The organism is Streptomyces xanthophaeus, from assembly GCF_030440515.1.
Classification (GTDB): Bacteria; Actinomycetota; Actinomycetes; order Streptomycetales; family Streptomycetaceae; genus Streptomyces; species Streptomyces kutzneri.
In genome coordinates this window covers 6,355,932-6,382,741 of the sequence record NZ_CP076543.1, presented here as the reverse complement: position 1 = coordinate 6,382,741, position 26,810 = coordinate 6,355,932, and the positions used below count along the sequence as shown (strand labels likewise).

The following is a 26,810-nucleotide window of genomic DNA, read 5'->3' as shown; positions in this document are numbered from 1 at the left end:
GTTGGGACCACATCGGAGGGGCAGACCGGCTGATGGAGGTCCCGTGATGTGGGCTGAGGGTGCCGGCCCGCGTCCGCTGTTCGGCGAGGACGCGGACGAGGTGGTCGCCGCCGCCCTGGCGGGTGATCCGTCCGATGTGGACCGGCTGGTGCGCGAGTACCGGCTGCTGCGGCAGGTCCTCGACGGGGCCCGGGCGGGGATCGCCCTGCTCGACACCGACCTGCGCTACCTGTACGTCAGCCCGCACATGGCCGTCATGAACGGCCTGCCCGCCGAGGCGCTGCTGGGGCGGACGCTGAACGAGGTGCTGCCGGACGTCGAGCGACCCGACGAGGTGCTGCACGAGGTGCTGCGGGACGGCGAACCCCGGGAGCTGGTCCTGGAGGGCCGCACGCTGGCCGATTCCCCGTACGAGTCGCGGGTGTGGCGGGGGACCTACCACCGGCTGGAGGAGGACGGGCGGGTGCTGGGGCTGGCGGGCATCGGCCTGGAGGTCAGCGCCCCCAGGGAGCGGCAGCGGGAGCTGTCGCGCACCAACCGGCGCCTCCTGCTGCTGGACACCGCCGCGGTGCGGGTCGGCACCACCCTCGATCTGGACACCACGTGTCGTGAGCTGACCGAGTTCCTGGTGCCCGGGCTGGCCGACGCGGCGAGCGTGGAGCTCATCCCGCGGGAGGGGCCGGGCGGGGAGCTGCCCGACGGCGGGGCCCTGCGACTGCGGCGGGTCGCGGTGGCCTCGGTACGGGAGCTCTCGCCGCGGGTGCGGGCGCTCGGCGCGGCCGGGGAGTACGTGGACTACCAGCCCGGTTCGGCGGTCAGGCAGTGCCTGGAGAGCGGCGAGCCGTGGCTGGGCAACTTCTCCTCCGACGAGGCCTTCAGCCGGGCGGCGCCGAGCGCGGACCGGGTCTCCGCGTACCGGGATGCGGGCATCCACTCGGGTGTCGTGGTCCCCCTGATCGCCCAGGACCGGCCGATCGGCACCCTCACCCTGGTGCGTGCCGGGGACTCGCCGGCCTTCGGGCGCGAGGACGTCGTCGTGGCCCGGACGCTGGCCGAGCGGGCGGCCGCCAGCCTCGCGAAGGCGGAGCGGTTCGCCCGGGAGCAGGGGATGGCGCTGGAACTGCAGCAGGCGCTGCTGTCCGAGCCCACCTTCCCGCACGGCGATCTCGAAGTGGCCTCCCGCTACCTGCCCTCCGGCACGGGTGTCCTGGTGGGCGGGGACTGGTTCGACTGCCTGGCGCTGCCCGGTGGCCGGACCCTGCTGGTGATGGGCGATGTGATGGGCCACGGGGTGGAGGCGGCGGTCGCCATGAGCCACTACCGCTCCCTCGTCCGCGCGCTGGCCGCGTCCGGGCATCCGCCGGCGGACATCCTGTGCGAGGCGGACCATGTGGTCTTCGCGGGCGGCCTGGACCGGGTCGCGACCTGCCTGCTCGTCCTGGTCGACCATGCGGCCGGGACCTGCGTCCACGCGAGCGCCGGGCACCTGCCCGCCATGGTCATCGGCCGCGGGCAGGGTCCGTTCCTGGCACCCGTCCCGGTGGGCCCGCCGCTCGGCACGGGCTACGGCCGGTACGAGGCCGCGTCCTTCGTCCTGCGGCCGGGCTGTGTCCTGATGATGTTCACCGACGGCCTGGTCGAGCGCCGGGGCGAGGACATCGACGCCTCGCTGCGACGGCTGACCGGCATTCCGCTGCTGGTGGACGGGGCCCTGAACGAGGTCATCGACACCGTGCTGGCGGCGCTGCGGGTCACCGACGCGGAGGACGACGTGACGGTCCTGGCCGCCCGCACCACCGGACGGCCAGGACCTTAGGCCGGGGTCAGCGGCGGGTGGTGGCGAGTTCGGCCACGCGGCCGCGGACCAGGTACCAGCCGCCGACCAGGGCGGCGCCGATGACCGGGACGAACAGGACCGTGGTGCGGCCGACGCCGCCGTCGCACCACATCAGCACCAGCACGGCGAGCAGGAAGACCAGGGTGACGATCTGGGTGTACGGAGCCCAGGGCAGGCGGTACGAGGGGCGCTCCACGAGGCCCTCCCGGGAGCGGCGCCAGAAGAACAGCGAGCAGATCATGACCATGGCCCAGGTGCCGAGGATGCCCAGCGAGGCGAAGTTCAGGACGAGCTCGAAGGCGTCCTTCGGCATGAAGGCGTTCAGCCCGACGCCCGCGAGACCGAACGCGGCGGTGAACAGGACGCCGCCGTAGGGGACCTTGCCCTTGTTCATGACGCCGGTGAACTTCGGTGCGGAGCCCGACAGGGACATCGAGCGCAGGATGCGGCCGGTGGAGTAGAGGCCGGAGTTCAGGCTGGAGAGGGCGGCCGTCAGGACGACGAGGTTCATGATGCCCGCGGCGCCGGGGACGCCGAGCTTGTCGAAGACGGTGACGAAGGGGCTCTGGTCGGAGCTGTAGGCGGTGTAGGGCAGCAGGAGGGCCAGGAGGACGACCGAGCCGACGTAGAAGAGGCCCACGCGCCACATGATCGAGTTGATCGCCTTCGGCATGATCTTCTCGGGGTTCTCGGTCTCGCCGGCGGCGACTCCGCAGAGCTCGACGGAGGCGTACGCGAAGACGACGCCCTGGATCACCAGGAGCATCGGGAGGACGCCGGAGGGGAAGAGGCCGCCGTTGTCGGTGATGTTGGCGAGGCCCGGGGTGCTGCCGCCGATGTCGTGGCTGGTGGCGACGAGCCAGATGCCGACGATCAGGAAGACGACGAGCGCGGCGACCTTGACGAGCGAGAACCAGAACTCCATCTCGCCGAAGTACTTCACCGAGATCAGGTTGGCGGTGAGCACGATGGCGAGGGCGATGAAGGCGAGGACCCACTGGGGGACGTCGGTGAACAGCGACCAGAAGTGGGCGTAGGTCGCGGCGGCCGTGATGTCGGCGACGGTGGTCGTGGACCAGTTCAGGAAGTACAGCCAGCCCGCCGTGTAGGCGCCCTTCTCCCCCATGAACTCACGGGCGTAGGAGACGAAGGCGCCGGAGGAGGGGCGGTAGAGGACGAGCTCGCCGAGCGCCCGGACGACGAAGAAGGCGAAGATTCCGCACACCGCGTAGGCGATCGCCAGGGAGGGGCCGGCGCCCGCGAGGCGGCCGCCCGCGCCGAGGAAGAGGCCGGTGCCTATGGCCCCGCCGATCGCGATCATGTTGATGTGGCGGGACTTGAGGTCCTTGCTGTACCCCTCGTCGCCGGCGTCGACATGGCGGGTCGGCGCCGGGGCGGGTGCCTCGGTCAAGGTGCGGTCACTCAGGTCACTCATGTAGGACTTCGCCTTCGTGGATGGGACAAGGCAGGCCCCGACCACCGCGCAGGGGAGCTGGGTGGTGTCCCCTGTGCTGCGATCCGGGTGGTTTGGTCGCAACAGGAGACCATGAGGCTCCACTCCCCTCCAAAAGCACCCCCTGCACGCCGAAGCCCCCGACGACCATGGAAACGGGTGCCGGGGGCTTCGTAGAGGCTGGAAAGCGAGGACGTGAGGTCAGTCGCCCGGGGTGCCCTCAGCCGCCTGGTCGAGGCGGAAGGCTTCGTTCCCGAGGCCGATACGGGCGTGCACCTCGGGGCGGCTGCGGCGCAGCACGGCTCCGTAGACCAGGCCGATCACGACGGCGGCGCCGATGATGCCGGGCAGCGCCCAGCTGAGCGCGGAGCCCTTCTCGGCGCCGACCAGGACGCCGAAGTCCTTGACGGTGTAGACGGCGATGGCGAGCAGGGCGAGGCCGGCGGTGCCGGCCGCGACGAGGCGCCAGACCTGGGCGCCGGCGGTGCCGCGGCGGACGAAGAAGGCGATGACGGCGAAGGAGGCGGCGGCCATGAGCAGGGTCACGCCGAGGGCGCCGACGCTGCCCATCCAGGTGAACAGGTGCAGTACGGGGGTGGTGGGGTCGGGCGGCTGCACGGCGAGGGCGGGGTCGGCGGGGGCCTTGTCCTCGGTGAGCGCGAAGGCGATCACGACGAGGGCGGCGATGCCGGTCTGCAGCAGGGAGCCGGTGGCGGGGGCGCCGGTGCCGGCGTTGGTGCGGCCGAAGGTGGCCGGGAGCAGGCCCTCGCGGCCCATGGCGAAGGCGTAGCGGGCGACCACGTTGTGGAAGCTGAGCATGGCCGCGAACATGCCGGTCACGAAGAGGACGTGCAGGACGTCGGTGAAGGTGGTGCCCAGGCGGCTCTCGGTGAGCTGGAAGAGCAGGGTGGGGCCGGCCTCGGCGGAGGTCTTGACGACCTCGGAGGGGCCCGTGGCGACGGTGAGGGCCCAGGCGCTGACGGCGAAGAAGAGGGCGACGAAGCCGACGGCGAGGAACATCACGCGGGAGACGACGATGTGCGGCTTGCTGGTCTCCTCGGCGTAGACCGGGGACTGCTCGAAGCCGACGAAGGCGGCGATGCAGAAGCAGAGCGCGGTGCCGAAGCCGGCTCCGCCGAGGGTCTCGGGGTTGAAGGCGTGGAGCGAGAGGCCTTCGGCGCCCGGCTTGCCGATGGCAGCGATATCGAAGACGACGACGAGGACGCACTCGACGAGGAGGAGGACCCCGAGGACCTTCGCGTTGAGGTCGATCTTGAGCCAGCCGAGTGCGCCGGTGACGGCGACGGCGAGCAGGGCCGGTATCCACCAGGAGAGTTCGGTGTCCAGGTAGGTGGCGAAGAGCCCGGATATCTCGAAGCCGAGGATGCCGAAGACACCGACCTGCATGGCGCTGTACGCGACGAGGGCGACGAGGGACGCGCCCGCGCCGGCGGTGGGGCCGAGGCCGCGGGCGATGTACGCGTAGAAGGCGCCGGCGTTGTGGACGTGGCGGCTCATCTCGGCGTAGCCGACGCTGAAGAGCGCGAGGACGGCGCCGAGGATGACGAAGAGCAGGGGCTGGCCGACGATGCCCATGACTCCGAAGGTCGTGGGCATGACACCGGCGACGACCATCAGGGGCGCGCTGGCGGCGAGCACGGACAGGAGCAGTCCTGCCGTGCCGAGGCGGTCGGCGCGCAGGGCCCGGTCCTGGCCCTTGTACGTAGGGATCTCGGCCGGGTCTTGGAGCGTGGAGGATCTGCCCGTCGGCATGGCGGCGTCCTTTCGGGGGCGTGGTGCTCGGGGGATGGGCACTTGGGGGGGGCGTCTTCGGGGCGTCCGCGGGCGGTGCGGTCGGGCGGCGCGGTCGCGCGTGCGGTCGGTCAGGCAGTGCGGTCAGGCGGTGCCGAGTGCGACGCCGCGGGCGGCGAGGAAGGCCTTCTGCGGGTCCCGGTCCGGATAGGACCAGGGGGCGCGGGTGGCATGGCTGCCGATGCGGTGGAAGAGGGCGGCGGCCTCGGCGGGGCGGCCCTCGCAGAGTTTGGCGTGGGCGAGGAAGTTGAGGTCGACACGGTTGCGGGGGTGGTCCTCGCGCTCCCACTCCAGCCACCAGTCGAAGGCCGAGCGCAGCACCTGGCGGGCGCGGCGGCCCGCCCAGTGGGCGGCGGCCGATTCGGGCGAGTGCCCGTGCGTGGCGGCCAGCACCCGGTACCGCTCGGCGTGCGCGACGACGGGGAGCACGGCGAGCGGGGAGTCGGCCGGGGACTCCTCGGCGGCCCAGGACGCGAAGTCGTAGACCTCGTGGAGCGGGTCCTGGCCGGAGCCGAGCGTGCGTTCGGCCAGTCTGGCGACCATCAGGTGATGGGCGTGGTGGTGCTCGCGGTGGCGGGCCCGGACCTGGTCGAAGTGGCGGCTGAACTCCTCCTCGCTGCCGAAGGCGCGGGAGAGGAGGAGCAGCCCGAGCCAGGGCGTCGGGTCCGCCGGGTGCAGGGCGGCGGCACGGCGGCAGGCCTCCTCGGCCGCGGCCGGGGTGCCCTTCTGGCGCAGGGCGGTGAAGACGGCGGCGCAGGCGAGCAGGGTGGCGGCCTCGGCGCTCTCCGGTTCGGCGAGCAGCCACTCACGGGCCCAGGCGGAGGCCGCCGGGGTCTGCGCGAGGACGACGACGCGGTGGCCGCGGCGGTCCCAGTCGTCGCCGGTCCCGACGAGGAGGGAACGCGCCCGGGTCCACCGGCCCTGGGTGAACTGGGAGCGTACGTCGACGAGTTCGGCATCGCACAGGGCCGGGTCGAAGAGCTGGGCCTCCCGCTTGCGGGCGCGGCCGAGGGGCGGCGGAGGCGGGGACATCCGCGGGTTTCCCTCCAGGACGCGGGCGGACGAGGGGTGCGGTGGCCGGATACCCGCGCAAGGCGCACGCGAGGGCTTCGGCCGGGTGGTTCGGGGGATCGCGACGGTGAGCGCGTCGGTGATCACGCACAGCAAAGCGGTACGCCCAGCTCCGCGTCAAGGTCCAGTCCACTGCGTGGCGGGTTTCAACTGCTCTGATGGTGGTACGAGTTGAGGCGGACTGGCCGGATCTGTGGGTGTCCGCGCCATCTCGTAGGGTGGCCGCATGACCACCTACGACGATCTTCCCCCGTATCTGCTGGGGTTCCCCGGTCCGCTGCGCGACCAGCTCGTCGCGGCCGTACTGAGCGGGGCGAAGACCAGCACCACCGGCCTGCTCGCGGAGTACGAGGCCGAGGACGAGCCGCTGCCGCAGCCCGGCGCCCGCTCCCTGCTGGTGGATTCCGCGGAGCGCGGGGTGGCGGTGGTGGAGGTGACCGCCGTGGAGGTGCTGCGGCTCGGGGACGTCGGGCTGCCGCACGCGCTCGACGAGGGCGAGGGCTACACGTCGGTGGCCGAATGGCGTACGGCACACGAGGAGTTCTGGCACAGCGAGCCGGTGCGCGCAGTGATCGGTGACCCGGGGTTCACGGTCGACGACGACACCCTCGTCATCGCGGAGCGGTTCCGGGTCACCGAACGGCTGGCCTGACCGGGCCCGTCAGCCGACGGCCCGGGCCGCGGCGCGGCCCGCCGCCCGGCCCGAGAAGATGCACCCGCCGAGGAAGGTGCCCTCCAGGGCCCGGTACCCGTGCACCCCGCCACCGCCGAATCCGGCCGCCTCGCCCGCCGCGTAGACGCCCGGCAGCGGTTCGCCGGACGCGGTCAGCACGCGTGAGGAGAGGTCGGTCTCCAGGCCGCCGAGGGACTTGCGGGTCAGGATCGACAGCCGTACCGCGATCAGCGGCCCGGCCTTGGGGTCCAGGATCCGGTGCGGGGCGGCCGTGCGGATCAGCTTGTCGCCGAGGTATCTGCGGGCACCGTGGATGGCGGTGACCTGCAGGTCCTTGGTGAAGGGGTTGGCGATCTCCCGGTCTCGGGCCACGATCTCGCCCCGGACGGTGGCCTCGTCGAGGAGGTCCTCCTTGGTGACCGCGTTCATCCCGCGGACCAGGGCGGACAGGTCCCGCTCGACGACGAAGTCGGCGCCGTTGTCCATGAAGGCCCGCACCGGGGCCGGTACGGCCTGGCGCGCGCGGGTGAAGACGTCGCGCACCGACTTCCCGGTCAGGTCCGGGTTCTGCTCGGAGCCGGAGAGGGCGAACTCCTTGCCGATGATGCGCTCGTTGAGCACGAACCAGGTGTGGTCGTGGCCGGTCTTCATGATGTGGTCGAGGGTGCCGAGGGTGTCGAAGCCCGGGAAGAGCGGCACGGGCAGCCGCTTGCCCGTCGCGTCCAGCCACAGCGGGGAGGGGCCGGGCAGGATGCGGATGCCGTGCCGGGCCCAGATCGGGTCCCAGTTCTGGATGCCCTCCGTGTAGTGCCACATCCGGTCCTTGTTGATGTGGCTGGCGCCCGCCCGCTCCGCGATGCCGAGCATCAGACCGTCGACGTGCGCCGGGACCCCGGAGAGCATCCGCTGCGGCGGGGTGCCGAGCCGGGCGGGCCACTGCGCGCGCACGAGGTCGTGGTTGCCGCCGATGCCGCCGCTGGTGACGATCACGGCCTGGGCCCTCAGGGTGAAGGTACCGGTGGCCTCGCGGCTGCTGGCGGAGCCCCGTACGGCGTCGGAGGGTTCCAGGATCTCGCCCGTCACGGTGTCCACCGCGCCGGCGGTGGCGGAGAGCCCGGTGACCCGGTGGCGGAACGCGAACCGGACCAGGCCGCGGGCCACGCCGGCCCGCACCCGCCGCTCGAAGGGCTCCACCAGGCCGGGGCCGGTGCCCCAGGTGATGTGGAAGCGGGGTACGGAGTTCCCGTGCCCGTTGGCGTCGTAGCCGCCGCGCTCCGCCCAGCCGACCACCGGGAAGAAACGGACGCCCTGGGCGTGCAGCCAGGAGCGCTTCTCGCCGGCCGCGAAGTCGACGTAGGCCTCGGCCCAGCGGCGCGGCCAGGCGTCCTCCTCGCGGTCGAATCCGGCGGTGCCCAGCCAGTCCTGGAGGGCGAGGGCGTGACTGTCCTTGATCCGCATCCGGCGCTGTTCGGGCGAGTCCACGAAGAACAGTCCGCCGAAGGACCAGTGCGCCTGACCGCCGATCGACCGCTCCGGCTCCTGGTCGAGCAGGATGACCTTGCGGCCCGCGTCGACGAGCTCCGCGGTGGCCACGAGCCCCGCGAGCCCGGCTCCGATCACGATCACGTCTGCGTCGTACGTCATGCGGTTACCCGTCCTCCGTCGATGGTGGGGCAGATCCTTGGCTACGGAGCGGTAACCAGTCAACAGCGGTGATTGGATGACCTGTATGAGTGCCGCTGACGAAGTGCTGGACGTGGTGGACCGGGACGACCGGGTCGTCGGACAGGCCCCGCGGGGCGAGGTGTACGCCCGCGGGCTGCTCCACCGCTGTGTGTTCGTGCAGGCCAGGGATGCGGAAGGGCGGATCTTCGTACACCGGCGGACCGCCTCGAAACTGGTCTTCCCCTCGCACTACGACATGTTCGTGGGCGGGGTGCTGGGCGCCGGCGAGAGCTACGGGCAGGCCGCGCTGCGCGAGGCCGAGGAGGAGCTGGGGGTGCGGGGGCTGGCGCAGCCGACGCCGCTGTTCAAGTTCCTGTACGAGGGTCCGGGCGGGGCCTGGTGGTCGTACGTGCACGAGGTGCGGTGCGAGCTGCCCGTGGCCCCGCAGGTCTCGGAGGTCGACTGGCACACGTACCTCACCCAGGAGGAGCTCGACCGGCGGGTGGACGGCGGGGAGTGGGCCTGGGTGCCGGACGGGCTGGAGGCGTACCGGCGGCTGCGCGCACATCCGGAATCCCGCTTGTAGATTGATCGGGTGATCGACTTCGTCAAGGACGTGCGCCTCTGGTTCGCACCCTCGCGGCTGAGGGACGAGGGCGAGACCCCGGACTACCGCTTCTCGCTGGCCAACGAACGGACCTTCCTCGCCTGGATCCGGACCTCGCTGGCCCTGGTGGGCGGCGGCTTCGCCGTCGACCAGTTCCTGCCGGACCTGCGCTGGGGGGTGCGGGTCGGGATGGCCTTCACGCTGCTCGCGGTGGGCGCGGCGTGTGCGCTGCGGGCGGTGAACCACTGGGTGCGGTGCGAGCGGGCGATGCGGCGGGGCGAGGACCTGCCGCTGTCACGCTTCCCGGTGCTGCTGAGCCTGGGCGTGGGGCTGGTGGCGGTGACGATGGTGGTGGTCGTGCTGCTGGGCTGGACGACGGGGCGGTGAGCACCTCGGGCACGGACCGCGATGCCGGGCTGCAGCCCGAGCGGACCCGGCTCGCGTGGCGGCGTACGACGCTGGCCTGCTCGGTGGTGGCGGTACTGGCGCTGCGGCAGGCATTGCGCGGGACGGGCGCGCCGGTGGAGGTGGCCGGGGCGGCGGCCATCGCGCTGATCTGGCTGGCGTTCCTGTGGGTGGCCCACCGGCGGATCCGGACGCTGGCGGCCGGCCGGCCGCGGGAGCTCGCGCCGCAGGCGGCCCTGGCGGTGGTGGCGTGCACGGTGGCGCTGGCGGTCTTCGCGATGACGGTGATCCTCTGAGCCGCCGGCCGGTGTGATGATCGCGCTTCGCCGCGCCACTGCGACACAACGGGCGATACCCGGCAATCCACACTAACCTCGGCGCCATGACGACCCTGCACCACGAACACCCCACGCACCAGCACACGCACGGCACGGACTGCGGGCACCAGGCGGTCGCGCACGGCGACCACGTCGACTACGCGCACGACGGCCATCTGCACCGGGAACACTCGGGGCACTGGGACGAGTGCGAGGCCAGCGGGCACACCACGCACGACGGCCACGCGCACGCGCACGGCGCGGACTGCGGGCACGAGACGGTCCGGCACGGCGATCACGTGGACTACCTGCACGACGGGCACCGGCACGCGGCGCACGACGGGCACTACGACGACCACTGACCGACCTGACGACCGGCCTGACCACTTGACCGGATCACCGGCCGGGCCACCGGCCGAAGATCCGGCCGGCAGCGGTACCCGCTCTCCCCCGGCGCGGCAACGGCTGGCAGGATGCCGACCGTTCGTCGAAGCGACCCGGGGAGAGCGCAGATGTCCGTCGAAGAGCCTTACCTCGTCCAGCCCGCACCTGGGGTGTACGCCTACGTCCAGCCGGACGGCGGCTGGTGCCTCAACAACGCCGGATTCGTGACCGACGGGGGCCGGACCCTGCTCGTGGACACGGCCGCCACCGAGCGCCGGGCCCTGGCCCTGCGCGCCGCGGTCGTGGCGGCCGGGGCACCGCTCCCCCGCACCGTGGTCAACACCCACCACCACGGCGACCACACGTACGGAAACGGCGTCTTCGCCCCCGAGGCGCTGATCCTCGGGCACGACAACGCACGGTCCGAGCAGCTCGCGGCCGGGCACCAGCTGGAGCTGATCTGGCCCGCCACGGACTTCGGCGCAATCGACATCGTCCCGCCCGACCTCACCTACAGCGACCGGGCGACCCTGCACGTCGGCGCGACGGAGGTGCGGGTCATCCACCCTGGTGTCGCGCACACCACCGGGGACTCGGTCGTATGGCTGCCCGGGCAGCGGGTGGTGTTCACCGGCGACCTGGTCTTCGCCGGGGGGACGCCGTTCCTGGCGATGGGCTCCCTCGCCGGCTCGCTGCGGGCGCTGGAGCTGCTGCGTTCGCTGGACGCGGAGACCGTCGTACCGGGCCACGGACCCCTGACCGACCCTTCGGCCTACGACTCGACCGAGCGCTACCTGCGGTACGTGGACGAGCTCGCCCGGGAGGGCCGGGCGAAGGGGCTGTCCCCGCTGGAGGTGGCCCAGCAGGCCGATCTCGGCGAGTTCGGCTCCTGGCGGGAGAGCGAGCGGCTGGTGGCGAACGTGCACCGGGCGTACGCGGAGCTGGCCGGCCGGCCGGAGGGCGCGCCGCTGGACATCCTGGCGGTCTTGACGGACATGACCGTGATGAACGGCGGAACACCGATCCTCTGCCACGCCTGACGTCGCCGGAGACCACGGGATCCGGCCGGATCCCGCCGGATCCCGCCGGGCGGAGAGTTTTCTTTCCGCCCGGACCCTGGACGACATACCGACTGGTCGGCATGATGGCTCGCGACGGTGCTCCGACGCACCGCCGTTCTTCCCCTCGTCCCGTTGAATCGCACGGAGGTGCGCACCATGACCTCAGCCCCGGCCGACCCGCGCGGCCTGGATCTGGAGCGGCTGCGCGGTCATCTCGACCGGGCCCGGCCGGGACTCGTGGCCGGGGCGCTGCGCGGCCGGCTCATCGAGGGCGGCCGTTCGAATCTCACCTACGAGATCACCGACGGGACCGCCCGCTGGGTGGTCCGCCGGCCGCCGCTGGGCCACGTCCTGGCCACCGCGCACGACATGCGGCGCGAACACCGGGTCATCGAGGCGCTGCACGGCACGGCCGTGCCGGTGCCCGAGCCGCTGCTGCTGTGCGAGGACGAGACCGTGCTCGGGGCGCCGTTCTACGTCATGGAGTTCGTGGACGGGGTCCCGTACCGGACAGCCGAGCAGCTCGCCGCGATCGGCCCGGAGCGGACCCGGCGGGCGGTACTGGGCCTGGTGGACACCCTGGTCGACCTGCACGCGGTGGACCCGGAAGCGGTGGGCCTGGGCGACTTCGGCCGGCCCGAGGGCTTCCTGGACCGGCAGCTGCGCCGCTGGGGCAAGCAGCTCGCGGCCTCCCGGGGCCGGGAGCTCGCCGGGATCGACGAGCTGCACGGCGCGCTCGGCCGCGAACTGCCCGTCTCCCCCGCCCCGACCGTGGTGCACGGGGACTTCCGGCTCGACAACGTCCTGATCGGCGGATCCCCGTCCGGCACCGACACCGTCCGGGCGGTGCTGGACTGGGAGATGTCCACGCTCGGGGATCCGCTGACCGACCTCGGGCTGCTGGTGATGTACAGCTCGGACCTGGGCCTGACCGGATCGCCGGTCAGCACGACGAGCGGGGCGCCGGGCCATCCGACGCCGGCCGAGCTCGTCGAGCGGTACGCCGCCCGCTCGGGCCGGGACACCGGGGCCATCGCCTGGTACACGGCCTTCGCCTGGTTCAAGCTCGCCGTGATCCTCGAGGGCATCCACTACCGCTACACGCTGGGGCAGACCGTCGGGGCGGGCTTCGACCGGATCGGCGAGCTGGTCCCGGTCTTCATCGAGCACGGACTGACCACTCTCCAGGACCGCCAGGAAGGCTGAGGCACTCACCCATGGATTTCGCATTCGACACCCGGACCGAGGAACTCCGCGAGCGGCTGCTCGCGTTCATGGAGGAGTACGTCTACCCGGCGGAGCCCGTCGCCGCCGAGCAGCGCGCACGGCTGGCCTCGCCCTGGGACACCCCGGCCGTCTTCGGTGAACTGAAGGCCGAGGCGCGCCGCCAGGGCCTGTGGAACCTCTTCTTCGTGGACCAGCACAGCCTGCCGGACGCGGAGCACGGCGCGGGGCTGACCAACCTCCAGTACGCGCCGCTCGCCGAGATCACCGGCCGCAGCCCGCACCTGGCGCCGATGGCCACCAACTGCGCGGCCCCGGACACCGGGAACATGGAACTGCTCGCCCAGTTCGGGAACGAGGAGCAGAAGAAGCGCTGGCTGGAGCCCCTGCTGGCCGGCGAGATCCGCTCCGCCTTCGCGATGACCGAGCCCGAGGTGGCGTCCTCGGACGCGACGAACATCGAGACCCGCATCGAGCGCGACGGTGACGAGTACGTGGTCACCGGCCGCAAGTGGTTCATCTCCGGGGCGATGAACCCGGACTGCGAGATCTTCATCGTGATGGGCAAGACCGACCCGGACGGCGCCGATCCGCGCCGGCAGCAGTCGATGGTCCTGGTGCCGCGCGACACCCCGGGGGTCGAGGTGCGCCGGGCCATGACGGTGTACGGGTACGAGGACCACGACCACGGCGGCCACGCCGAGGTGGTCTTCGACGGGGCCCGGGTCCCGGCGGCGAACCTGATCGGCGAGGAGGGCTCCGGATTCGCCATCGCGCAGGCCCGGCTCGGCCCGGGCCGCATCCACCACTGCATGCGGCTGATCGGGATGGCGGAGCGGGCCATCGAGCTGATGTGCCGGCGCGCGGTGGAACGTACCGCCTTCGGCAAGCCGCTGGCCGCCCAGGGCGTCGTACAGAACTGGATCGCCGACGCCCGGGTGACGGTGGAGCAGCTGCGGCTGCTGGTGCTGAAGACGGCCTGGCTGATGGACACGGTCGGCAACCGGGGCGCGCACACCGAGATCCAGGCCATCAAGATCGCGACCCCGCGGGCGGTGGTGCGGATCCTGGACGACGCGGTGCAGCTGCACGGCGCGGGCGGGGTGAGCCAGGACTTCCCGCTGGCCGAACTGTGGGCGGCGGCGCGGACCCTGCGGCTGGCCGACGGACCGGACGAGGTGCACCAGCGGTCTTTGGCCCGGCGGGAGTTGAAGCGGTACGCGGCCGGCCGCGCGTGAACGTGTGGGAATCGTGCGGGAGTTCATGTGAACTCGTGTGCGAGGTGAAGGCGGTGCGGGGGACCCTTTAAGAAACCTTGTTGAACAACCCCGGAACCCCCAAGCGTTCTTGATTTGCGCCTGTCAATCGGAAGAGGGTTCTCCAGAAGGTCTGACGCCCCCAACGTCAACACGAGGAGAACCCTCCAGATGGCAACTCATAAGCGCTCGCGCGGCTTCCGGTACGCGGCAGTCGGCACGGGAGCGGCCACGGCTGCTGCCGTGGCCCTGCTCGCCACCCCCCTCGCGGGAGCGGCGACACCGCCCGAAGGCACGGTGTACGGCCTCGGCGCGCCCGGCGCGATCAGCGGAAGTTACGTCGTCATACTCAACGCATCCGCGAACAAGGAACAGCTCGCCCGTAAGTACGGTGGCGAGCTGAAGCGCTCCTACGGCTCCGGGGTCAACGGTTTCTCGGCCTCGGGCCTCAGCGAGACCGAGGCGAAGCGGCTCGCCGCGGACCCGGCCGTCGGCAAGGTCGTGCAGAACAAGAAGTTCACCATCAACGCCACCCAGACCAACCCGCCGTCATGGGGGCTGGACCGGATCGACCAGACCGCGCAGGCGGGCGACAAGAAGTACACCTACCCCGACAGCGGCGGTGAGGGCGTGACGGCGTACGTCATCGACACCGGCGTGCGCACCACCCACAAGGACTTCGGCGGCCGTGCGACGTCCGGGTTCGACGCGGTGGACAACGACGACAGCGCCGACGACGGCAACGGCCACGGCACGCACGTGGCCGGCACCATCGCGGGAACCGCGCACGGCGTCGCCAAGAAGGCGAAGGTGGTCGCGGTACGGGTGCTGGACGACAACGGCTCCGGCACCACCGAGCAGGTGGTCGCCGGGATCGACTGGGTCACGAAGAACCACTCGGGGCCCTCGGTGGCCAACATGAGCCTGGGCGGCGGCGCCGACGAGGCCCTCGACGAGGCGGTGCGCCGGGCCGTCGCCGCGGGTGTCACCTTCACCGTGGCTGCGGGCAACGAGTCGGCCGACGCCGGCCAGGGCTCGCCGTCCCGGGTCACGGAGGCGATCACGGTGGCGTCGAGCACGATCGACGACGAGCAGTCCTCGTTCTCGAACTTCGGCTCCGTGGTCGACCTGTACGCGCCGGGCTCGGACATCACGTCCACCTGGAACGACAGCGACACGGGGACGAAGACCATCTCCGGCACGTCCATGGCGGCCCCGCACGCGGCCGGCGCCGCGGCGGTCTACCTGGCGGGGCATCCGACCGCGACTCCGGCGCAGGCAGCCGCGGCACTGACCGGGGCGGCCACGTCCGGGGCGGTCACCAACCCGTCCGCAGGCACGGCGAACAAGCTGCTGAAGGTCGCCCCGTAGCGGTGGCCCGGGAGGCGGACCAGGCGTCCTGAAGCTCCGCGGGGCCCTCTCTCTCGTACGGACCCGGGGGATCCGTACGGTGCGGGGGCCCCGTTCGCGACGCCGGTCCTACGGACGCAGCGCGCGCAGCAGCAGGTCGGCGAGGTGATCGGCGACCTGCTGCGGCGTGAGCGGGCCGTCCGCCCGGTACCAGGTGGACAGGTGGTGGACGGAGCCGAAGTGGTAGTCCACCACCAGGTCGGCGGGGGTGGCGCTGGAGAAGACACCCGTACGCTGGCCCTCCTCGACCAGCGCCCGGAAGCGCTCGTGGTAGCGCCGGCGCTCGGCCCTCACCTGCTTGGACTTCTCCGGGCTGAGCTGGTGCATCGACCGGAAGAAGATCATCGCGTCGTCGAGGTTCTCGATGGTCGTGACGACCACGTCGGCGGCCGCGGTGCGCAGCCGCTCCTCGACGGGTGCGTCGGAATCGGCCACCGCGTCCAGGCGCTGCTGCTGGAGCCGCAGCATCCGCGCGTACACCTCGTGCAGCAGATCGTCCTTGGACCCGAAGTAGTGGTAGAGCGCACCCTTCGTGACGCCGGCCGCCTCGACGATCTCCTGGACCGAGGTGCGGTCGTAGCCGCGCTCGGCGAACAGCCGGGTGGCGACGGCCAGCAGCCGCTGCGGTACCGGGGCCTCGTGCGTGCCTGCGGGTTCCGTGGTCCGTGCCGCCATGGCGCTGACCTTCCCTTCCTCGTTCCTGCCTGGTCACGGCGACCAGCTGTACGACCGTCCGACTGTTTTCAGCCGCGATCGCGCAGTTCCCGTCGCAGGATCTTGCCACTGGTCGTCTTCGGAAGGACAGGCAGGATCTCGACCTGGCGCGGGTATTTGTACGCGGCGATGCGCTCGGCGCAGTAGGCGGCGAGCTCCGCCGGCTCCACCGAGGTGCCGGGACGCAGGCTCACGTACGCCTTCACGCTCTCCCCGCGGTACGTGTCGGGGACGCCGACCACGGCGGCCTCACGGACGGCGGGGTGGGTGTAGAGCACGTCCTCGACCTCCCGCGGCCAGACCTTGAAGCCGGAGGCGTTGATCATGTCCTTCTTGCGGTCGACGACGTAGAGCCAGCCGTCGGGGTCCATGAATCCGACGTCGCCGGTGCGCAGTTCGCCGCCGGGGAAGGCCTCGGCGGACTCCGCGGGCAGGCCCCAGTAGCCGGGCACCACCTGGGGGCCGCGGACGGCTATCTCGCCGGTCTCGCCGAAGGGGACCTCGGCGCCCTGCTCGTCGAGGATGCGGACGACGGTGTCGGCGCCGGGCAGGCCCACGGAGAGGGTGCCGGACGCGGGGTCGACGGGGGCCTCGAGGTGGACGGGCACGCTGGCGCACGGGGCGGTGCACTCGGTGAGGCCGTAGCCGTTGCGGAGGTAGAAGCCGAAGGCGGTGCGCAGGCGCTCGACGAGCGCGGGCGGGAGCGGGGCGCCGCCGGAGGAGATCACCTGGAACGAGGCGAAGTGGTCCGGGGTGACTCCGGGGTGGGCGGCGAGGGCCATGAAGGCGGTGGCCGGGCCGACGGTGTAGGCCGGGCGGTGTTCGAGGAAGGCGTCGAGGACGGCGCCGGCGTCGAAGCGGTGGGCGAGGACCAGGGTGCCGGCGTTGACGAGGCAGGCGGCGAGCTCGCAGACCATGCCGGTGATGTGGAAGAGGGGCGCGAGGGCGAAGTAGGCGGCGCCCTCGGGGAGGGGGTGGGAGGTCACCTGCCGGACGGCGTTGTAGGTGAGCGCGCCGTGCGGGTTCATCGCGCCCTTGGGGGTGCCGCTGGTGCCGGAGGTGTAGCTGATGAGGGCGGTGTCGGCGGCGGTGAGGGACGGATCGGCCGGCGCAGGTCGCCTGCCGCGGGCCACGGTGAGGAGGTCGGCGGTGCTCAGGCGTACGGCGTCCGGGCCGGCCGGATCGTCCCGGCCGGGCACCGCGCTGGGGGCTTCCGGTGCGTCCGGTGCGTCCGCCTGGGCGGGCACGAACGGCCGGGCGGGGGCCGTGTTCCGGTCCGGCGCCGGGCCGAAGACGCGCGGGTCGTCGCGCGTCTGGAAGTCCCGGTCCGACGCGGTCAGCACGGTCCGCACGGCACTGTCCCGCGCGGCCTCGCGCAGGTAGGCCGTCCACGCGCCGCCGTCGCAGACCAGTGCGGCGGCCCCGGAGTCGCGCAGGATGTGTCCGGCCTCGCCGGATTTGTACATGGGGTTGAGCGGGACGACGACGGCCCCGGCCTTCCATGCCGCGAGGACGGCGAGCACGAAGTGCGGGGTGTTCTGCAGCATGACGGCGACCCGGTCCCCGCGGCGGATGCCGCGCGCCGCGAGGTGGCCGGCGACGGAGCCGGAGAGCGCGTCGGCCTCCGCGTAGCCGATCCGGCCGTCGAAGTAGGCGAGGGCGGTGCGTTCGGGGGCCCGGGCGACGGCCTCGCGGAAGGCGTGCAGCACGGTGGGCGGCGGTGCGACGGGCGCCCGCTGGGCCGCGGCGAGCAGCCCGAGCCACGGCTTGGCGGCGTAGCGGGAGGCGTCGGTGGCGCCGGAGGCGTCGGAGGCGTCGGAGGCGTGCCGGGAGGAGGTCACCGGGTCTCCCATTTCTGCTGGAGGTGGTTCATGCCGCTCAGCCAGCGGTCCGGCTCGGTGGCGCGGGCGGCGTAGAAATCGGCGACCTCGGGGTGCGGGAGGATCAAGAACCGGCCCTTCTCCATGCCGTCGAACAACGCGTCCGCGACCGCTTCCGGCTCGATCGCGGTCGGCGCGAGCACGAGTTCGCCCGCCGAGCCCGCGGCGGTCAGCATGTCGGTGCGCACCCCTTGCGGGCAGATGGCGTGGACCTGGACCCCGCGGTGGCGGTAGGTCAGCGAGAGCCATTCGGCGAAGGCGAGCGCACCGTGCTTGGTGACACTGTACGGGGCCGCTCCGATCATGGTCAGGAGCCCGGCGGCCGAGACGGTGGAGACGAAGCGGCCGCTCTCCCGCTCCAGCCAGTCCGGCAGCAGCGCTCTGGCGGCGCGGACGTGGGCCATGACGTTGGTGTCCCAGGCCGCTTCCCACACGGCCTCGTCGGCGAAGGCGTCGCCGCCCGAGGCGAGTCCGGCATTGGCGCAGTAGACGTCGACCGCGCCGCCGAGGGCCTCGCGGGCCTCGGCCACGATCGCCGAGGCGTCGCCCGGAACCGGGATCGCCTGCGCGCCGATGGCGGCCGCGACCGCGGCGGCCTTGGCCGGGTCGAGGTCGTTGACCACCACCGTGGCGCCCTCGGCCGCGAAGCGGTGGGCGAGGACGGCGCCGATGCCGCCGCCCGCGCCGGTGACGACGACTCGCTGGTCCTGGTACGCGCTCACGGGGTCCACCTCTCGTGCGGCCGGATGCCGGATGGCGGGCAGACTAACCGGTCGGTATGTCAGGAGGAAAGGGGCGCGGCGCCTAGCGTGGCGGGATGACGCTGTCGCGACGCGGGGTGCTGGGGCTGGCGGGGGCCATCGGATCGGCGGGCGCGCTGGGAGCGTCGGGGCCGGTCCGGTCCGGGCCCGCCGGGTCCGGGGCGGGCGGGGCGGGCGGGGCCACGGGGGCGGCCGGCCGGGTGCGTACCGGCTTCGAGCGGCTCGCCGCGGACGGGTACGCCGCGCTGGCCGGGCAGAAGGTCGGGGTGGTCACCAACCCCACCGGGATCACGGCGGACGCCCGGCACCTGGTCGACGTACTGCACGCGGACGAACGGGTCGACCTGGTGGCGGTGTTCGGTCCCGAGCACGGCTTCCGCGGAACGGCGCAGGCGGGCGACTCGGAGGGGGCCTCCCGGGATCCGGCGACCGGGCTGCCGGTGTACGACACGTACGACAAGAGCGGGCAGAAGCTCGCGGACGTGTTCACGGCGGCGGGGATCGACACCGTCGTCTTCGACATCCAGGACGTCGGGGCGCGCTTCTACACCTACATCTGGACCCTCTACGACTGCATGCGCGCGGCCGCGCTCGCCGGCAAGGCGGTCGTGGTGCTGGACCGGCCCAATCCGGTGGGCGGCCGGCGGGCCGCGGGGCCCGTGCTGGAGCGGCCGTACGCGAGCTTCGTCGGCCGGGAGCCGATCGCCCTCGCGCACGGGATGACGGCGGCCGAGCTGGCCCGGCTCTTCAACGGCGAGTTCCTGACGGACCGCCCGGTCGGGCTGACGACGGTGGCGATGTCCGGGTGGCGGCGGGAGTCGTTCTTCGGGGAGACCGGGCTGCCCTGGGTACCGCCGAGCCCGAACATGCCGACCCCGGACACGGCCCTCGCCTACGCCGGCACCTGTCTGTTCGAGGGGACGAACCTCTCCGAGGGGCGCGGGACGACCACGCCCTTCGAGGTGGTCGGTGCGGAGGGGATCGACCGGCGGTGGGCGGAGGCGGCGAACGCGCTGGGGCTGCCCGGGGTGTGGTTCCGGGAGGCGTACTTCACGCCGACCTTCTCCAAGCACGTGGGGAAGGTGTGCGGCGGGGTCCGGCTGATCGTGCACGACCGGGAGGCCTTCGACCCGGTACGGGCCGGGATCGGCCTGCTGGTCACGGCGCGGCGGGTGTGGAGCGGCTTCGGCTGGCGCGCGGACCACTGGATCGACCGGCTGACCGGCTCGGACCGGGTGCGGACGCTGGTGGACGCCGGGGCGGACGTGGACGAGGTCGCGGGTGACTGGGCGGCGGGGCTGGCGCGCTTCGGGGCGGTGCGCGAGGGGTACCTGCTGTATCCGTGATCCGACCGCGCCGGGGGGGCTGGCCGGGCGGGCTCCGCAGCAGGATGCTGACTGCACCGGAGGCACGGCGTGGAGGGGGACGTCATGGCGGAGATCGGTGGCGGATTCGGGATCGGAGCGGGGGGCGGGATCGGGGTCCGGCCGTACGCGGAACTGACCTTCGACTCCGAGGGGGACGTGGACCGGGTCACGCAGGGGGCGGTGTCCCGGATGGAGGCGACCGACCTGCTGGTCTTCGCGCACGGCTGGAACAGCGACCGGTCCACGGCGACGCGCCTCTACGACCGGTTCTTCACACCCTTCGAGGGACTGGTGGGATCGGGGGTGCGCCTGGGGTACGTGGGTGTCGTATGGCCCGCGATGCGCTTCTCCGACGAGCCGATACCGGACTTCGACGCGCCGGGCGTGCTCCCGGAACCGGCCCTCGGCAGCGCACTGGACCCGCTCACCCGCCGGGCGCTCGGGGAGTTCTGGCCGGAGCGGCGGGCGGAGCTGGACCGGGTGGCGGAACTGCTGGAGGAGCAGCCGGATTCGGCGGCCGCCTTCATCGAGTTCGGCGCCCTGGTGCGCGAGTTGGCGGGGGTGGACGCGGTGCCCGCGGCGGTCGCGCCTGCGGTTCCCGCGATCTTCACGGACGATGTGCTGGAGGTGTGCCGGGCCCTTTCCGTCGCTCTGGTCAGGGCGGGCGCGCCGGGGGCACCCGGGGCACCGGGGGCACCCGGGGCACCGGGGGCACCTGCCGCGGCGGGTCCCGACGGTCCGGGGTTCACGGTCGGCGGCGGGCTGCGCGGCCTGTGGGGCGGCGCCAAGGAACTGCTGCGACAGGCGACGTACTACAAGATGAAGAAGCGGGCGGGTGTGGTCGGCGAACGCGGCCTCGGTCCCGTGCTGGCCCAGCTGGCGGCCGCCCGCCCCGCCCTGCGGTTCCATCTGATCGGGCACAGCTTCGGGGCGCGCGTCGTCTCCTTCTCCCTGCGCGCGGTGCCGGACCGGGCCCGGTACGTGAAATCCGTGACCCTGCTCCAGGGAGCCTTCTCCCACTACGCGTTCGCCGACCGGCTGCCGCACGACAAGGGCAACGGCGGCGCCCTGCGCGGGCTCCAGCACCGGGTCGACGGGCCGGTGGTCGCCTGCCATTCCGCGCACGACTCGGCCCTCAAGGTCTTCTACCCGCTGGCCTCCCGGATGGCAGGGGATTCGGCCGGACTGCTGGGTTTCGACGAGCGGTGGGGCGCCATCGGGCACGACGGGGTCCAGGCGGTCCCGGGCGCGCCCCGGCTGAGCCTCGACGCCGCCCTGCGCGAGGGGGTGCCCGCGGCCGGTTGCGTCAGCGTGGACGCGGGCTCCGTGGTGCGGCGCGGCGGCGCCCCGTCGGGGGCGCACAGCGATATCTGCCACGAGGAACTGGCCCGCGTGGTGGTGGCTGCGGGGCGCATGGGGCGCTGAGTTCTGGCCATGTGCCACCCGCACGCCTCGACCGCCCCCGCATGCGCCTGCCTCCGGCCGGGCATGTTGGGCACATCGGCGGAGGTGATGGTGTGATGGCGGGATTCCGGAGTCTGGCCTACCAAGTGCGCGACGCGCGCAACGACCGGGCCTTGCGGCGCCATTCACTGCGCCGCTGCCTGGAGCGGTTCGCTCCGTACGGGCACCGGGCCACGTGGTGGCACCTGTGCGACCGGCACGGGATCGGCCCGGAGGACCGGGGGGCCGATCCGCTGCGGCTGGTCGCCGCCCTGGAGGAGCTGGAGGACGCGCGGGCGGTCTGGCTGGAGTACGAGCGCCAGTTCGCGGAGCGGCGCCGGCGGGAGAAGCACCACGGGCTGCGCCGGCCGGAGTGGGCCTGGGGCGGGAGCGGGGACGCGGTGGTGCGGTGCGCGGATCCCGGGGTCCGGCCGGAGGGGGCGCTGGGCGAGGTGCTGCGCAGGCTGGTGCGGGCACTGGAGTCGGGGCCGGGAACGGCGTGTCCGGTGTGCGGGGACACCGAGCTGCACTGGCCGGAGGTGGCTCCGGTCGGCCCCTGGGCGGGGGCGCTGGCCTGGGACGGGCCGGTGTGCGCGGGCTGCGGGATCGTGGTGCCCAGACCGGCCCTGGTGGACACCCCCTCGGTGGGAGCCGCGTGAGACCACCGCCGCCGGTGCCGGTGTCTTTTCCGGTGCCGCTTCCGTTGTCGTTTCCGGTGTCGTTGAACGGCTCGCGGAGCGCCGCGGACGGCCCGGCCGTGCCGATGTCGCCGCAGGCACTGGCGCAATCGGCGCTCGCGGCCGTCGGCGCCGGGGCCGGAGAGGTGCTGGTGCATCCGCGGACGCCGTGCGGACGGGAGAGCCTCTCGCCGCGGGTGGTCGGACCGGTGTTGGAGGTGCTGCGGCGTACGGGGGTCGGCGTAGCGCTGTCGGTGCCGGTGTCGATCGTGGCCGAGCCCGATCCCGCGGGGCGGCTGGAGCGGGTGGCTTCGTGGACCGTGCTGCCGGACCGGGCGGTGGTGCACTTCGGGCAGCCGGGCGCCGCGGAGCTGGCGCAGGCCCTGCTGGCGCGGGGGGTCGCGGTGGACGCGGTGGTGGCGCTGGGCGGCGCGGCCGGGCCGGAGCCGCTGGCCGCGTTCCTGGCCTGGCCGGTGCGTGAGCCCGGGCGGGTCCGGCTCTCGGCCGAGCTGGCGGCGGCCGATCCGGCCCTGGTCGCGGGGCTGCGCGCGCTGCCGCCGGTACCGGTGCTGCTGTACGGGCGGGACGCGGCCGCCTGGCCGGTGCTGCGGCTGGCCGCGCGGTGCGGCACAGGCGTGCGGACCGGCGTGGGCGATGTGACGCACCTGCCCGACGGGCGGCCGGCCCGGTCGAATGCCGAACTGGTGACGGCGGCCCGGGAAGTGGTGGCGCGGGCGGCGGCGGCGCGGGAAGTGGCGGCCCGGGCGGCGGTTACAGCCGCGAGCCGGTGAGCCGCTCGCCGAAGGCGTCGTCCGGGTTGGACAGCGCGCAGGTCTCCATCGACAGGCAGCCGCAGCCGATGCAGTCCGTCAGATGGTCGCGCAGACGGCCGAGGCGGGTGATGCGTTCGTCGAGTTCGGCGCGCCAGGCCTCGGAGAGACGGGCCCAGTCCTCGCGGTTGGGGGTGCGCTCCTCGGGGAGCTGGGCCAGCGCCTCGCGAATGCTGGCCAGCGGGATGCCCACGCGCTGGGCGGCGCGTACGAAGGCCACCCGGCGCAGCGCGTCGCGCGTGTAGCGGCGCTGGTTGCCGGAGGTGCGGCGGCTGCTGATCAGGCCCTTGGCCTCGTAGAAGTGGAGCGCCGAGACGGCCGCGCCGCTACGGGCGGACAGCTGACCGACGGTGAGCTCGTGGATTTTCTCGGGAATCTGCGGCACCCGGTCGAGCGTAGTCGGAGGTCCGTTGACATACGCATACACCCCCCAGCATGCTGAGCAAGCGCTTATTCGTCCGTCAGTCGTCCGCGAGAGACAGGAACAGGGCATGGCCGAGCCGAGGGTCTTCACGTCCGCCGAGGAGCTGCACGCCGAGATCGGCGAACCGCTCGGCCCCAGCGAGTGGCTGGAGGTGGACCAGAAGCGGATCGACCTCTTCGCGGACGCCACCGGCGATCACCAGTGGATCCATGTGGACCCGGAGCGCGCGGCGGGCGGACCCTTCGGTTCCACCATCGCGCACGGCTATCTGACGCTGTCGCTGCTGCCCAGCCTGGTGCCGCAGATCATGCGGGTCGAGGGCATGCGGATGGGTCTCAACTACGGGACGAACAAGGTCCGTTTCCCGGCTCCGGTGCCGGTCGGCTCACGGCTGCGCGCCGTCGCCGTGATCACGGAGGTCGCGGAGGCGGGCGGGGGCGTACAGGTCACGGCCACCGTCACGGTCGAGCGCGAGGGCGGCGACAAGCCGGTGTGCGTGGCGGAGTCGGTGTCGCGCTACTACTTCTGAGGGCCCGGCCGCGCGGCGACCATGCGGAGCACGAGGTCGGCGTAGAGCCCGCCGACCTCGTCGGGCGTGCGCTGCCCGGCCGTGTTGAACCAGCGGGCCACGTCGATGCACAGCGACAGCACGGCGAGGGTGGTGCCCGGCACGTCGGGGACGTCGAACTCCCCGGCGGCCACCCCGTCGGCGATGATGCGGCGCACGGCCGCGTCGCTCTGCCGGCGCAGCGCCACGATCTCGGAGCGGTGCTCCGGAGCGAGAGCGTCGAGCTCGTACTGGACCACGCGCGCGGTGGTGTGGTGCGCCGCGTGCCAGCGCACGAAGGACCGCACGGCGGCATCGAGCCGGTCGGCGGCGCTGCCGGGGCCGTCGGCGGCGGTGGTCAGGATCTCCAGCGCTTTGTCGTGGCCGATCCGGCTGATCCGCTGGAGCAGCTCTTCCTTGGTCTTGTAGTGGATGTAGAGCGCGGCCGGGCTCATACCGGCACGGCCCGCGATGTCACGTGTGGTGGTGGCGTGGTACCCGCGCTCGGCGAAGGCGTTGACGGCGGCGACGAGCAGCCGCCGAGCGGCGTCGGGGGTGACCTCGGACCACGGCCGGTAGCCGTCGACCGTTTCCTCCGCGCTGCCCATCGCTCACTCACCCTTCACCGTGTGGAAGTGAACACCCTACCGGAGGGTGAGCAAGCGCTTAGCGATGTCGGGCCGGCCGGGCCCGGCGGGCCGGCTATTTCGGCGCGAAGGGGTCGTACTCGGCCATGATCTTCTCCATCCTGGCCTGATCCACCCGGCTGACGATCTGCGTGACCTCCTGGCGGTCGCGGATCACCTTGGCGAGGGTGAACGCCGAGGTGGTCAGGTAGAGCACCGCGATGCCGAGGAAGGCCCGGACCCAGCCGTTCGCCTCCAGGTTGTAGATCCCCACGGCCACGGCGCCGATGGCGATGCCGAAGGAGGCGACGGCCTGGCCGTAGTACGCCCCCGTGCTCTGCTGCTTGACCGGTGTCTCGTTCATGGGTCGAGCATCGGGCGGACGGCGGGAGGGCACATCCGCACGCGTACTCATACGGGTACTCAGAAGGCGGAAACCCCGGTGCGGGCGCGGCCGATGAGCAGCTTCTGGATCTGGCTCGTGCCCTCGTACAGGGTCATCACGCGGGCGTCGCGCAGCAGTTTGCCCGCCGGGTACTCGTCGATGTAGCCGTACCCTCCGTGTACCTGGAGTGCGTTGCTCGCGGCGCGCACGGCGGCCTCGGAGGCGAAGAGCTTGGCGGTGGAGGACTCGGTGGCGAAGGGCTGCCCGCGGTCGATGAGGTCGGCCACCCGCCAGGTCAGCAGGCGGGCGGCGTCCACGTCGACCGAGATGTCGGCGATGAGCTCCTGCACCAGCTGGTGGTGGGCTATGGGCCGGCCGAACTGCTCGCGCTGGGCCGCGTACGAGACGGCCGCGTCCAGGGCCGCCTGCGCGATGCCGACACAGCCGGCGGCGACCGACATCCGGCCCTTGGCGAGGGCGGACATGGCGACCGAGAAGCCCTTGCCCTCGGGGCCGAGCATCGCGGAGGCGGGCACGCGGACGCCGTCGAGGACGAGCTCGGCGGTGGCCTGGCCGCGCAGGCCGAGTTTGCCGTGGATCTCGCGGCGGGTCAGGCCGGGGGTGTCGGTGGGGACGAGGAAGGCGGAGACCCCTCGATGGCCGGGCTCGTCGTTGGTGCGGGCGAAGAGCAGCACCACGTCGGCCCAGGTGCCGTTGGTGATGAACATCTTGCTGCCGTCGAGGACGTACGCGTCACCCGTGCGCACGGCGCGGGTGGTGAGGCTGCCCGCGTCGGAGCCGGTGCCGGGCTCGGTCAGGCCGAAGCAGCCGAGCGCGTCGCCGGAGCACAGGCGGGGCAGCCAGGCGCGCTTGTGCTCCTCGGTGCCCCAGGCGGCGATGGTCTTGGCGACCAGACCGAGGGAGACGGAGACGATCCCGCGCACGGCGGAGTCGCCGCGTCCGAGTTCCTCGGTGACCAGCACGTAGGCGAGGTGGTCACCGCCGGAGCCGCCGTACTCCTCGGGAACGGTCAGGCCGAGGAAGCCGAGCGCGCCCAGCTTCTTCACGATGGCCCGGTCCACGCTCTCGGCGCGGTCCCACGCGGCCGCGTACGGGACGACCTCGCGCTCGGTGAACTCGCGGGCGAGCCTGCGGACGGCGGTCTGCTCCTCGCTCAGCTCCAGATTCACCGGGCACCTCCGGGCGGGATCGGCGCCTTTAACTAGCACCGGTAGTTTATCGCGGGCAGGCCCTACTATGTGGCGCATGGCCAGACCGCGCAAGCCCCTCCTCAGCCGGGACCGCATCATCGAGGCGGCCGGCGCCCTGGTGGACGCGGAGGGGCTGGAGGCGGTGTCGACGCGGCGGCTGGCGGCCGCGCTCGGGGTCAGCGGGCCCTCGCTCTACAACCATTTCCGCACCAAGGACGAGATCCTGGACGCGGTGGCGGACGCGGTGAGCGCGCGGGTGGACCTGTCGATGTTCGACGGCGGCCAGGACTGGCGGGCGGCGCTCCACGCGTGGGCGCACTCCTACCGGGACGCCCTGGCGGACCACCCGAACATCGTGCCGGTACTGGCGCGCGGGCCGGGCCGCCGGCCGGCCGGGCTGCGGCTGGCGGACGCGGTGTTCGGGGCGATGACGGCGGCGGGCTGGCCGGCGGCGCACGCGACCCGGATCGGCGCGCTGATGCGGTACTTCATCCTGGGCTCGGCGGTGGCCTCCTTCGCCGGGGGGTTCGTGGACGACCGCACGGCGTACGACCCGTCGGACTACCCGCACCTGGGCCAGGCCCACCTGCTGGCGGAGCGTGGGCGCGAGGTGGACGAGGGCGCCTTCGAGACGGGCCTGGCCGCGCTGCTGGACGGACTGGCCCTCCAGTACGAGGCGTTGCAGGAAACGGCCTGACACAGGAGGACACCGGCGTGGTCACGGCGGTGCGGGCCCGCGTGCCGCTCGACGACCCGCGGGGCGAGGAGGC

The 26,810-nt window shown here is 72.8% G+C and carries 27 protein-coding genes; 16 read left to right on the top strand and 11 right to left on the bottom strand.

Going from position 1 to position 26,810, the window contains the following annotated elements; translation table 11 throughout:
• Window positions 1-46 precede the first annotated feature (46 nt).
• Window positions 47-1,816 carry a SpoIIE family protein phosphatase gene (locus tag KO717_RS28470; protein WP_301372164.1) on the top strand — a complete coding sequence of 590 codons (1,770 nt, stop codon included), beginning with the start codon at window positions 47-49 and terminating at the stop codon, window positions 1,814-1,816.
• Window positions 1,817-1,823: 7 nt separating this feature from the next.
• Here KO717_RS28470 and KO717_RS28465 read toward each other — a convergent pair whose 3' ends face one another.
• The 3 genes from KO717_RS28465 to KO717_RS28455 all read right to left on the bottom strand — a co-directional run bounded on the left by KO717_RS28465 (window position 1,824) and on the right by KO717_RS28455 (window position 6,134).
• Window positions 1,824-3,263: an amino acid permease gene (locus KO717_RS28465; protein ID WP_437184661.1), complete on the bottom strand. Its 1,440-nt coding sequence runs from the start codon at window positions 3,261-3,263 to the stop codon at window positions 1,824-1,826.
• Between the two features lie 228 nt (window positions 3,264-3,491).
• Entirely contained in the window at window positions 3,492-5,063 is a 1,572-nt protein-coding gene (locus KO717_RS28460; RefSeq protein ID WP_301372162.1) for an APC family permease, read from the bottom strand.
• A 123-nt stretch (window positions 5,064-5,186) separates the two neighbouring features.
• Complete coding sequence (locus KO717_RS28455) at window positions 5,187-6,134, bottom strand: hypothetical protein (RefSeq protein ID WP_301372160.1); 948 nt, start codon at window positions 6,132-6,134, stop codon at window positions 5,187-5,189.
• A gap of 265 nt (window positions 6,135-6,399) precedes the next feature.
• On the opposite strand from KO717_RS28455, the gene KO717_RS28450 reads away from it, so the two are divergent.
• Complete coding sequence (locus KO717_RS28450; protein ID WP_301372159.1) at window positions 6,400-6,825, top strand: ASCH domain-containing protein; 426 nt, start codon at window positions 6,400-6,402, stop codon at window positions 6,823-6,825.
• A gap of 9 nt (window positions 6,826-6,834) precedes the next feature.
• Here KO717_RS28450 and KO717_RS28445 read toward each other — a convergent pair whose 3' ends face one another.
• The gene (locus KO717_RS28445; protein WP_301372158.1) at window positions 6,835-8,490 is read right to left on the bottom strand and encodes an FAD-binding dehydrogenase; all 1,656 of its coding nucleotides are present in this window, start codon (window positions 8,488-8,490) and stop codon (window positions 6,835-6,837) included.
• Between the two features lie 85 nt (window positions 8,491-8,575).
• On the opposite strand from KO717_RS28445, the gene KO717_RS28440 reads away from it, so the two are divergent.
• From KO717_RS28440 to KO717_RS28405, 8 genes are all read left to right on the top strand, one after another.
• Window positions 8,576-9,097, top strand: a complete 522-nt coding sequence (locus KO717_RS28440; protein ID WP_301372157.1) for an NUDIX hydrolase — start codon at window positions 8,576-8,578, stop codon at window positions 9,095-9,097.
• Between the two features lie 9 nt (window positions 9,098-9,106).
• Entirely contained in the window at window positions 9,107-9,505 is a 399-nt protein-coding gene (locus KO717_RS28435) for a YidH family protein (protein WP_030012404.1), read from the top strand.
• Window positions 9,502-9,819 carry a DUF202 domain-containing protein gene (locus tag KO717_RS28430; RefSeq protein WP_301372156.1) on the top strand — a complete coding sequence of 106 codons (318 nt, stop codon included), beginning with the start codon at window positions 9,502-9,504 and terminating at the stop codon, window positions 9,817-9,819. The genes KO717_RS28435 and KO717_RS28430 overlap by 4 nt, the downstream gene beginning before the upstream one ends.
• Before the next feature lie 86 nt (window positions 9,820-9,905).
• Window positions 9,906-10,202, top strand: a complete 297-nt coding sequence (locus KO717_RS28425) for a hypothetical protein (protein WP_301372155.1) — start codon at window positions 9,906-9,908, stop codon at window positions 10,200-10,202.
• Between the two features lie 150 nt (window positions 10,203-10,352).
• Complete coding sequence (locus tag KO717_RS28420; RefSeq protein ID WP_301372154.1) at window positions 10,353-11,264, top strand: MBL fold metallo-hydrolase; 912 nt, start codon at window positions 10,353-10,355, stop codon at window positions 11,262-11,264.
• A 177-nt stretch (window positions 11,265-11,441) separates the two neighbouring features.
• Window positions 11,442-12,491, top strand: coding sequence for a phosphotransferase family protein (locus KO717_RS28415; RefSeq protein WP_301372153.1), 1,050 nt, complete (start codon window positions 11,442-11,444; stop codon window positions 12,489-12,491).
• An 11-nt stretch (window positions 12,492-12,502) separates the two neighbouring features.
• Window positions 12,503-13,747: an acyl-CoA dehydrogenase family protein gene (locus KO717_RS28410; RefSeq protein WP_301372152.1), complete on the top strand. Its 1,245-nt coding sequence runs from the start codon at window positions 12,503-12,505 to the stop codon at window positions 13,745-13,747.
• Window positions 13,748-13,936: 189 nt separating this feature from the next.
• Window positions 13,937-15,136, top strand: a complete 1,200-nt coding sequence (locus KO717_RS28405; RefSeq protein ID WP_301372151.1) for a S8 family peptidase — start codon at window positions 13,937-13,939, stop codon at window positions 15,134-15,136.
• Between the two features lie 108 nt (window positions 15,137-15,244).
• On the opposite strand, the gene KO717_RS28400 is transcribed toward KO717_RS28405, so the two are convergent.
• From KO717_RS28400 to KO717_RS28390, 3 genes are all read right to left on the bottom strand, one after another.
• Complete coding sequence (locus tag KO717_RS28400) at window positions 15,245-15,850, bottom strand: TetR/AcrR family transcriptional regulator (RefSeq protein ID WP_030010409.1); 606 nt, start codon at window positions 15,848-15,850, stop codon at window positions 15,245-15,247.
• 68 nt (window positions 15,851-15,918) lie between these two features.
• Window positions 15,919-17,742 (bottom strand): class I adenylate-forming enzyme family protein, encoded by a 1,824-nt coding sequence (locus KO717_RS28395; protein WP_437184592.1) that lies wholly within the window; start codon window positions 17,740-17,742, stop codon window positions 15,919-15,921.
• Window positions 17,727-18,491, bottom strand: coding sequence for an SDR family oxidoreductase (locus tag KO717_RS28390; protein WP_437184591.1), 765 nt, complete (start codon window positions 18,489-18,491; stop codon window positions 17,727-17,729). Before KO717_RS28390 ends, KO717_RS28395 begins: the two co-directional genes overlap by 16 nt.
• 95 nt (window positions 18,492-18,586) lie before the next feature.
• Between KO717_RS28390 and KO717_RS28385 the strand changes: the two genes are divergently transcribed.
• The 4 genes from KO717_RS28385 (at window position 18,587) to KO717_RS28370 (ending at window position 22,808) form a co-directional block, all read left to right on the top strand.
• A complete protein-coding gene (locus KO717_RS28385; RefSeq protein WP_301372147.1) occupies window positions 18,587-19,876 on the top strand; it encodes an exo-beta-N-acetylmuramidase NamZ family protein in 1,290 nt (429 codons plus the stop codon).
• An 84-nt stretch (window positions 19,877-19,960) separates the two neighbouring features.
• Window positions 19,961-21,322, top strand: a complete 1,362-nt coding sequence (locus KO717_RS28380) for a serine-threonine protein kinase (RefSeq protein WP_301372146.1) — start codon at window positions 19,961-19,963, stop codon at window positions 21,320-21,322.
• A 95-nt stretch (window positions 21,323-21,417) separates the two neighbouring features.
• Window positions 21,418-21,999, top strand: coding sequence for a hypothetical protein (locus KO717_RS28375; RefSeq protein ID WP_301372145.1), 582 nt, complete (start codon window positions 21,418-21,420; stop codon window positions 21,997-21,999).
• Between the two features lie 104 nt (window positions 22,000-22,103).
• Entirely contained in the window at window positions 22,104-22,808 is a 705-nt protein-coding gene (locus KO717_RS28370) for a 3-keto-5-aminohexanoate cleavage protein (RefSeq protein WP_437184660.1), read from the top strand.
• On the opposite strand, the gene soxR is transcribed toward KO717_RS28370, so the two are convergent.
• Window positions 22,789-23,232, bottom strand: coding sequence for a redox-sensitive transcriptional activator SoxR (soxR, locus tag KO717_RS28365; protein ID WP_301372142.1), 444 nt, complete (start codon window positions 23,230-23,232; stop codon window positions 22,789-22,791). The two genes, KO717_RS28370 and soxR, sit on opposite strands and share 20 nt — an antisense overlap.
• A gap of 106 nt (window positions 23,233-23,338) precedes the next feature.
• Between soxR and KO717_RS28360 the strand changes: the two genes are divergently transcribed.
• On the top strand, window positions 23,339-23,800 hold the full coding sequence (locus KO717_RS28360; protein ID WP_301372141.1) for a MaoC family dehydratase: 462 nt from the start codon (window positions 23,339-23,341) through the stop codon (window positions 23,798-23,800).
• On the opposite strand, the gene KO717_RS28355 is transcribed toward KO717_RS28360, so the two are convergent.
• From KO717_RS28355 to KO717_RS28345, 3 genes are all read right to left on the bottom strand, one after another.
• Window positions 23,791-24,426, bottom strand: coding sequence for a TetR/AcrR family transcriptional regulator (locus KO717_RS28355; RefSeq protein ID WP_301372140.1), 636 nt, complete (start codon window positions 24,424-24,426; stop codon window positions 23,791-23,793). The two genes, KO717_RS28360 and KO717_RS28355, sit on opposite strands and share 10 nt — an antisense overlap.
• A gap of 94 nt (window positions 24,427-24,520) precedes the next feature.
• Entirely contained in the window at window positions 24,521-24,808 is a 288-nt protein-coding gene (locus KO717_RS28350; protein WP_030011866.1) for a YiaA/YiaB family inner membrane protein, read from the bottom strand.
• Between the two features lie 59 nt (window positions 24,809-24,867).
• A complete protein-coding gene (locus tag KO717_RS28345; protein WP_301372139.1) occupies window positions 24,868-26,019 on the bottom strand; it encodes an acyl-CoA dehydrogenase family protein in 1,152 nt (383 codons plus the stop codon).
• 67 nt (window positions 26,020-26,086) lie between these two features.
• Here KO717_RS28345 and KO717_RS28340 point away from each other — a divergent pair, with 67 nt between their 5' ends.
• The gene (locus KO717_RS28340; RefSeq protein WP_301372138.1) at window positions 26,087-26,737 is read left to right on the top strand and encodes a TetR/AcrR family transcriptional regulator; all 651 of its coding nucleotides are present in this window, start codon (window positions 26,087-26,089) and stop codon (window positions 26,735-26,737) included.
• Window positions 26,738-26,810 lie beyond the last annotated feature (73 nt).

Coding starts and splice junctions, on each gene's coding strand:
- KO717_RS28350 (WP_030011866.1), bottom strand. CDS start 24,808: ATGAACGAGACACCGGTCAAGCAGCAGAGCACGGGGGCGTACTACGGC.
- KO717_RS28340 (WP_301372138.1), top strand. CDS start 26,087: ATGTGGCGCATGGCCAGACCGCGCAAGCCCCTCCTCAGCCGGGACCGC.
- KO717_RS28380 (WP_301372146.1), top strand. CDS start 19,961: ATGGCGGAGATCGGTGGCGGATTCGGGATCGGAGCGGGGGGCGGGATC.
- KO717_RS28420 (WP_301372154.1), top strand. CDS start 10,353: ATGTCCGTCGAAGAGCCTTACCTCGTCCAGCCCGCACCTGGGGTGTAC.
- KO717_RS28395 (WP_437184592.1), bottom strand. CDS start 17,742: ATGGGAGACCCGGTGACCTCCTCCCGGCACGCCTCCGACGCCTCCGAC.
- KO717_RS28400 (WP_030010409.1), bottom strand. CDS start 15,850: ATGGCGGCACGGACCACGGAACCCGCAGGCACGCACGAGGCCCCGGTA.
- KO717_RS28410 (WP_301372152.1), top strand. CDS start 12,503: ATGGATTTCGCATTCGACACCCGGACCGAGGAACTCCGCGAGCGGCTG.
- KO717_RS28470 (WP_301372164.1), top strand. CDS start 47: ATGTGGGCTGAGGGTGCCGGCCCGCGTCCGCTGTTCGGCGAGGACGCG.
- KO717_RS28360 (WP_301372141.1), top strand. CDS start 23,339: ATGGCCGAGCCGAGGGTCTTCACGTCCGCCGAGGAGCTGCACGCCGAG.
- KO717_RS28460 (WP_301372162.1), bottom strand. CDS start 5,063: ATGCCGACGGGCAGATCCTCCACGCTCCAAGACCCGGCCGAGATCCCT.
- KO717_RS28440 (WP_301372157.1), top strand. CDS start 8,576: ATGAGTGCCGCTGACGAAGTGCTGGACGTGGTGGACCGGGACGACCGG.
- KO717_RS28415 (WP_301372153.1), top strand. CDS start 11,442: ATGACCTCAGCCCCGGCCGACCCGCGCGGCCTGGATCTGGAGCGGCTG.
- KO717_RS28355 (WP_301372140.1), bottom strand. CDS start 24,426: ATGGGCAGCGCGGAGGAAACGGTCGACGGCTACCGGCCGTGGTCCGAG.
- KO717_RS28445 (WP_301372158.1), bottom strand. CDS start 8,490: ATGACGTACGACGCAGACGTGATCGTGATCGGAGCCGGGCTCGCGGGG.
- KO717_RS28455 (WP_301372160.1), bottom strand. CDS start 6,134: ATGTCCCCGCCTCCGCCGCCCCTCGGCCGCGCCCGCAAGCGGGAGGCC.
- KO717_RS28450 (WP_301372159.1), top strand. CDS start 6,400: ATGACCACCTACGACGATCTTCCCCCGTATCTGCTGGGGTTCCCCGGT.
- KO717_RS28425 (WP_301372155.1), top strand. CDS start 9,906: ATGACGACCCTGCACCACGAACACCCCACGCACCAGCACACGCACGGC.
- KO717_RS28405 (WP_301372151.1), top strand. CDS start 13,937: ATGGCAACTCATAAGCGCTCGCGCGGCTTCCGGTACGCGGCAGTCGGC.
- KO717_RS28385 (WP_301372147.1), top strand. CDS start 18,587: ATGACGCTGTCGCGACGCGGGGTGCTGGGGCTGGCGGGGGCCATCGGA.
- KO717_RS28370 (WP_437184660.1), top strand. CDS start 22,104: ATGTCGCCGCAGGCACTGGCGCAATCGGCGCTCGCGGCCGTCGGCGCC.
- KO717_RS28375 (WP_301372145.1), top strand. CDS start 21,418: ATGGCGGGATTCCGGAGTCTGGCCTACCAAGTGCGCGACGCGCGCAAC.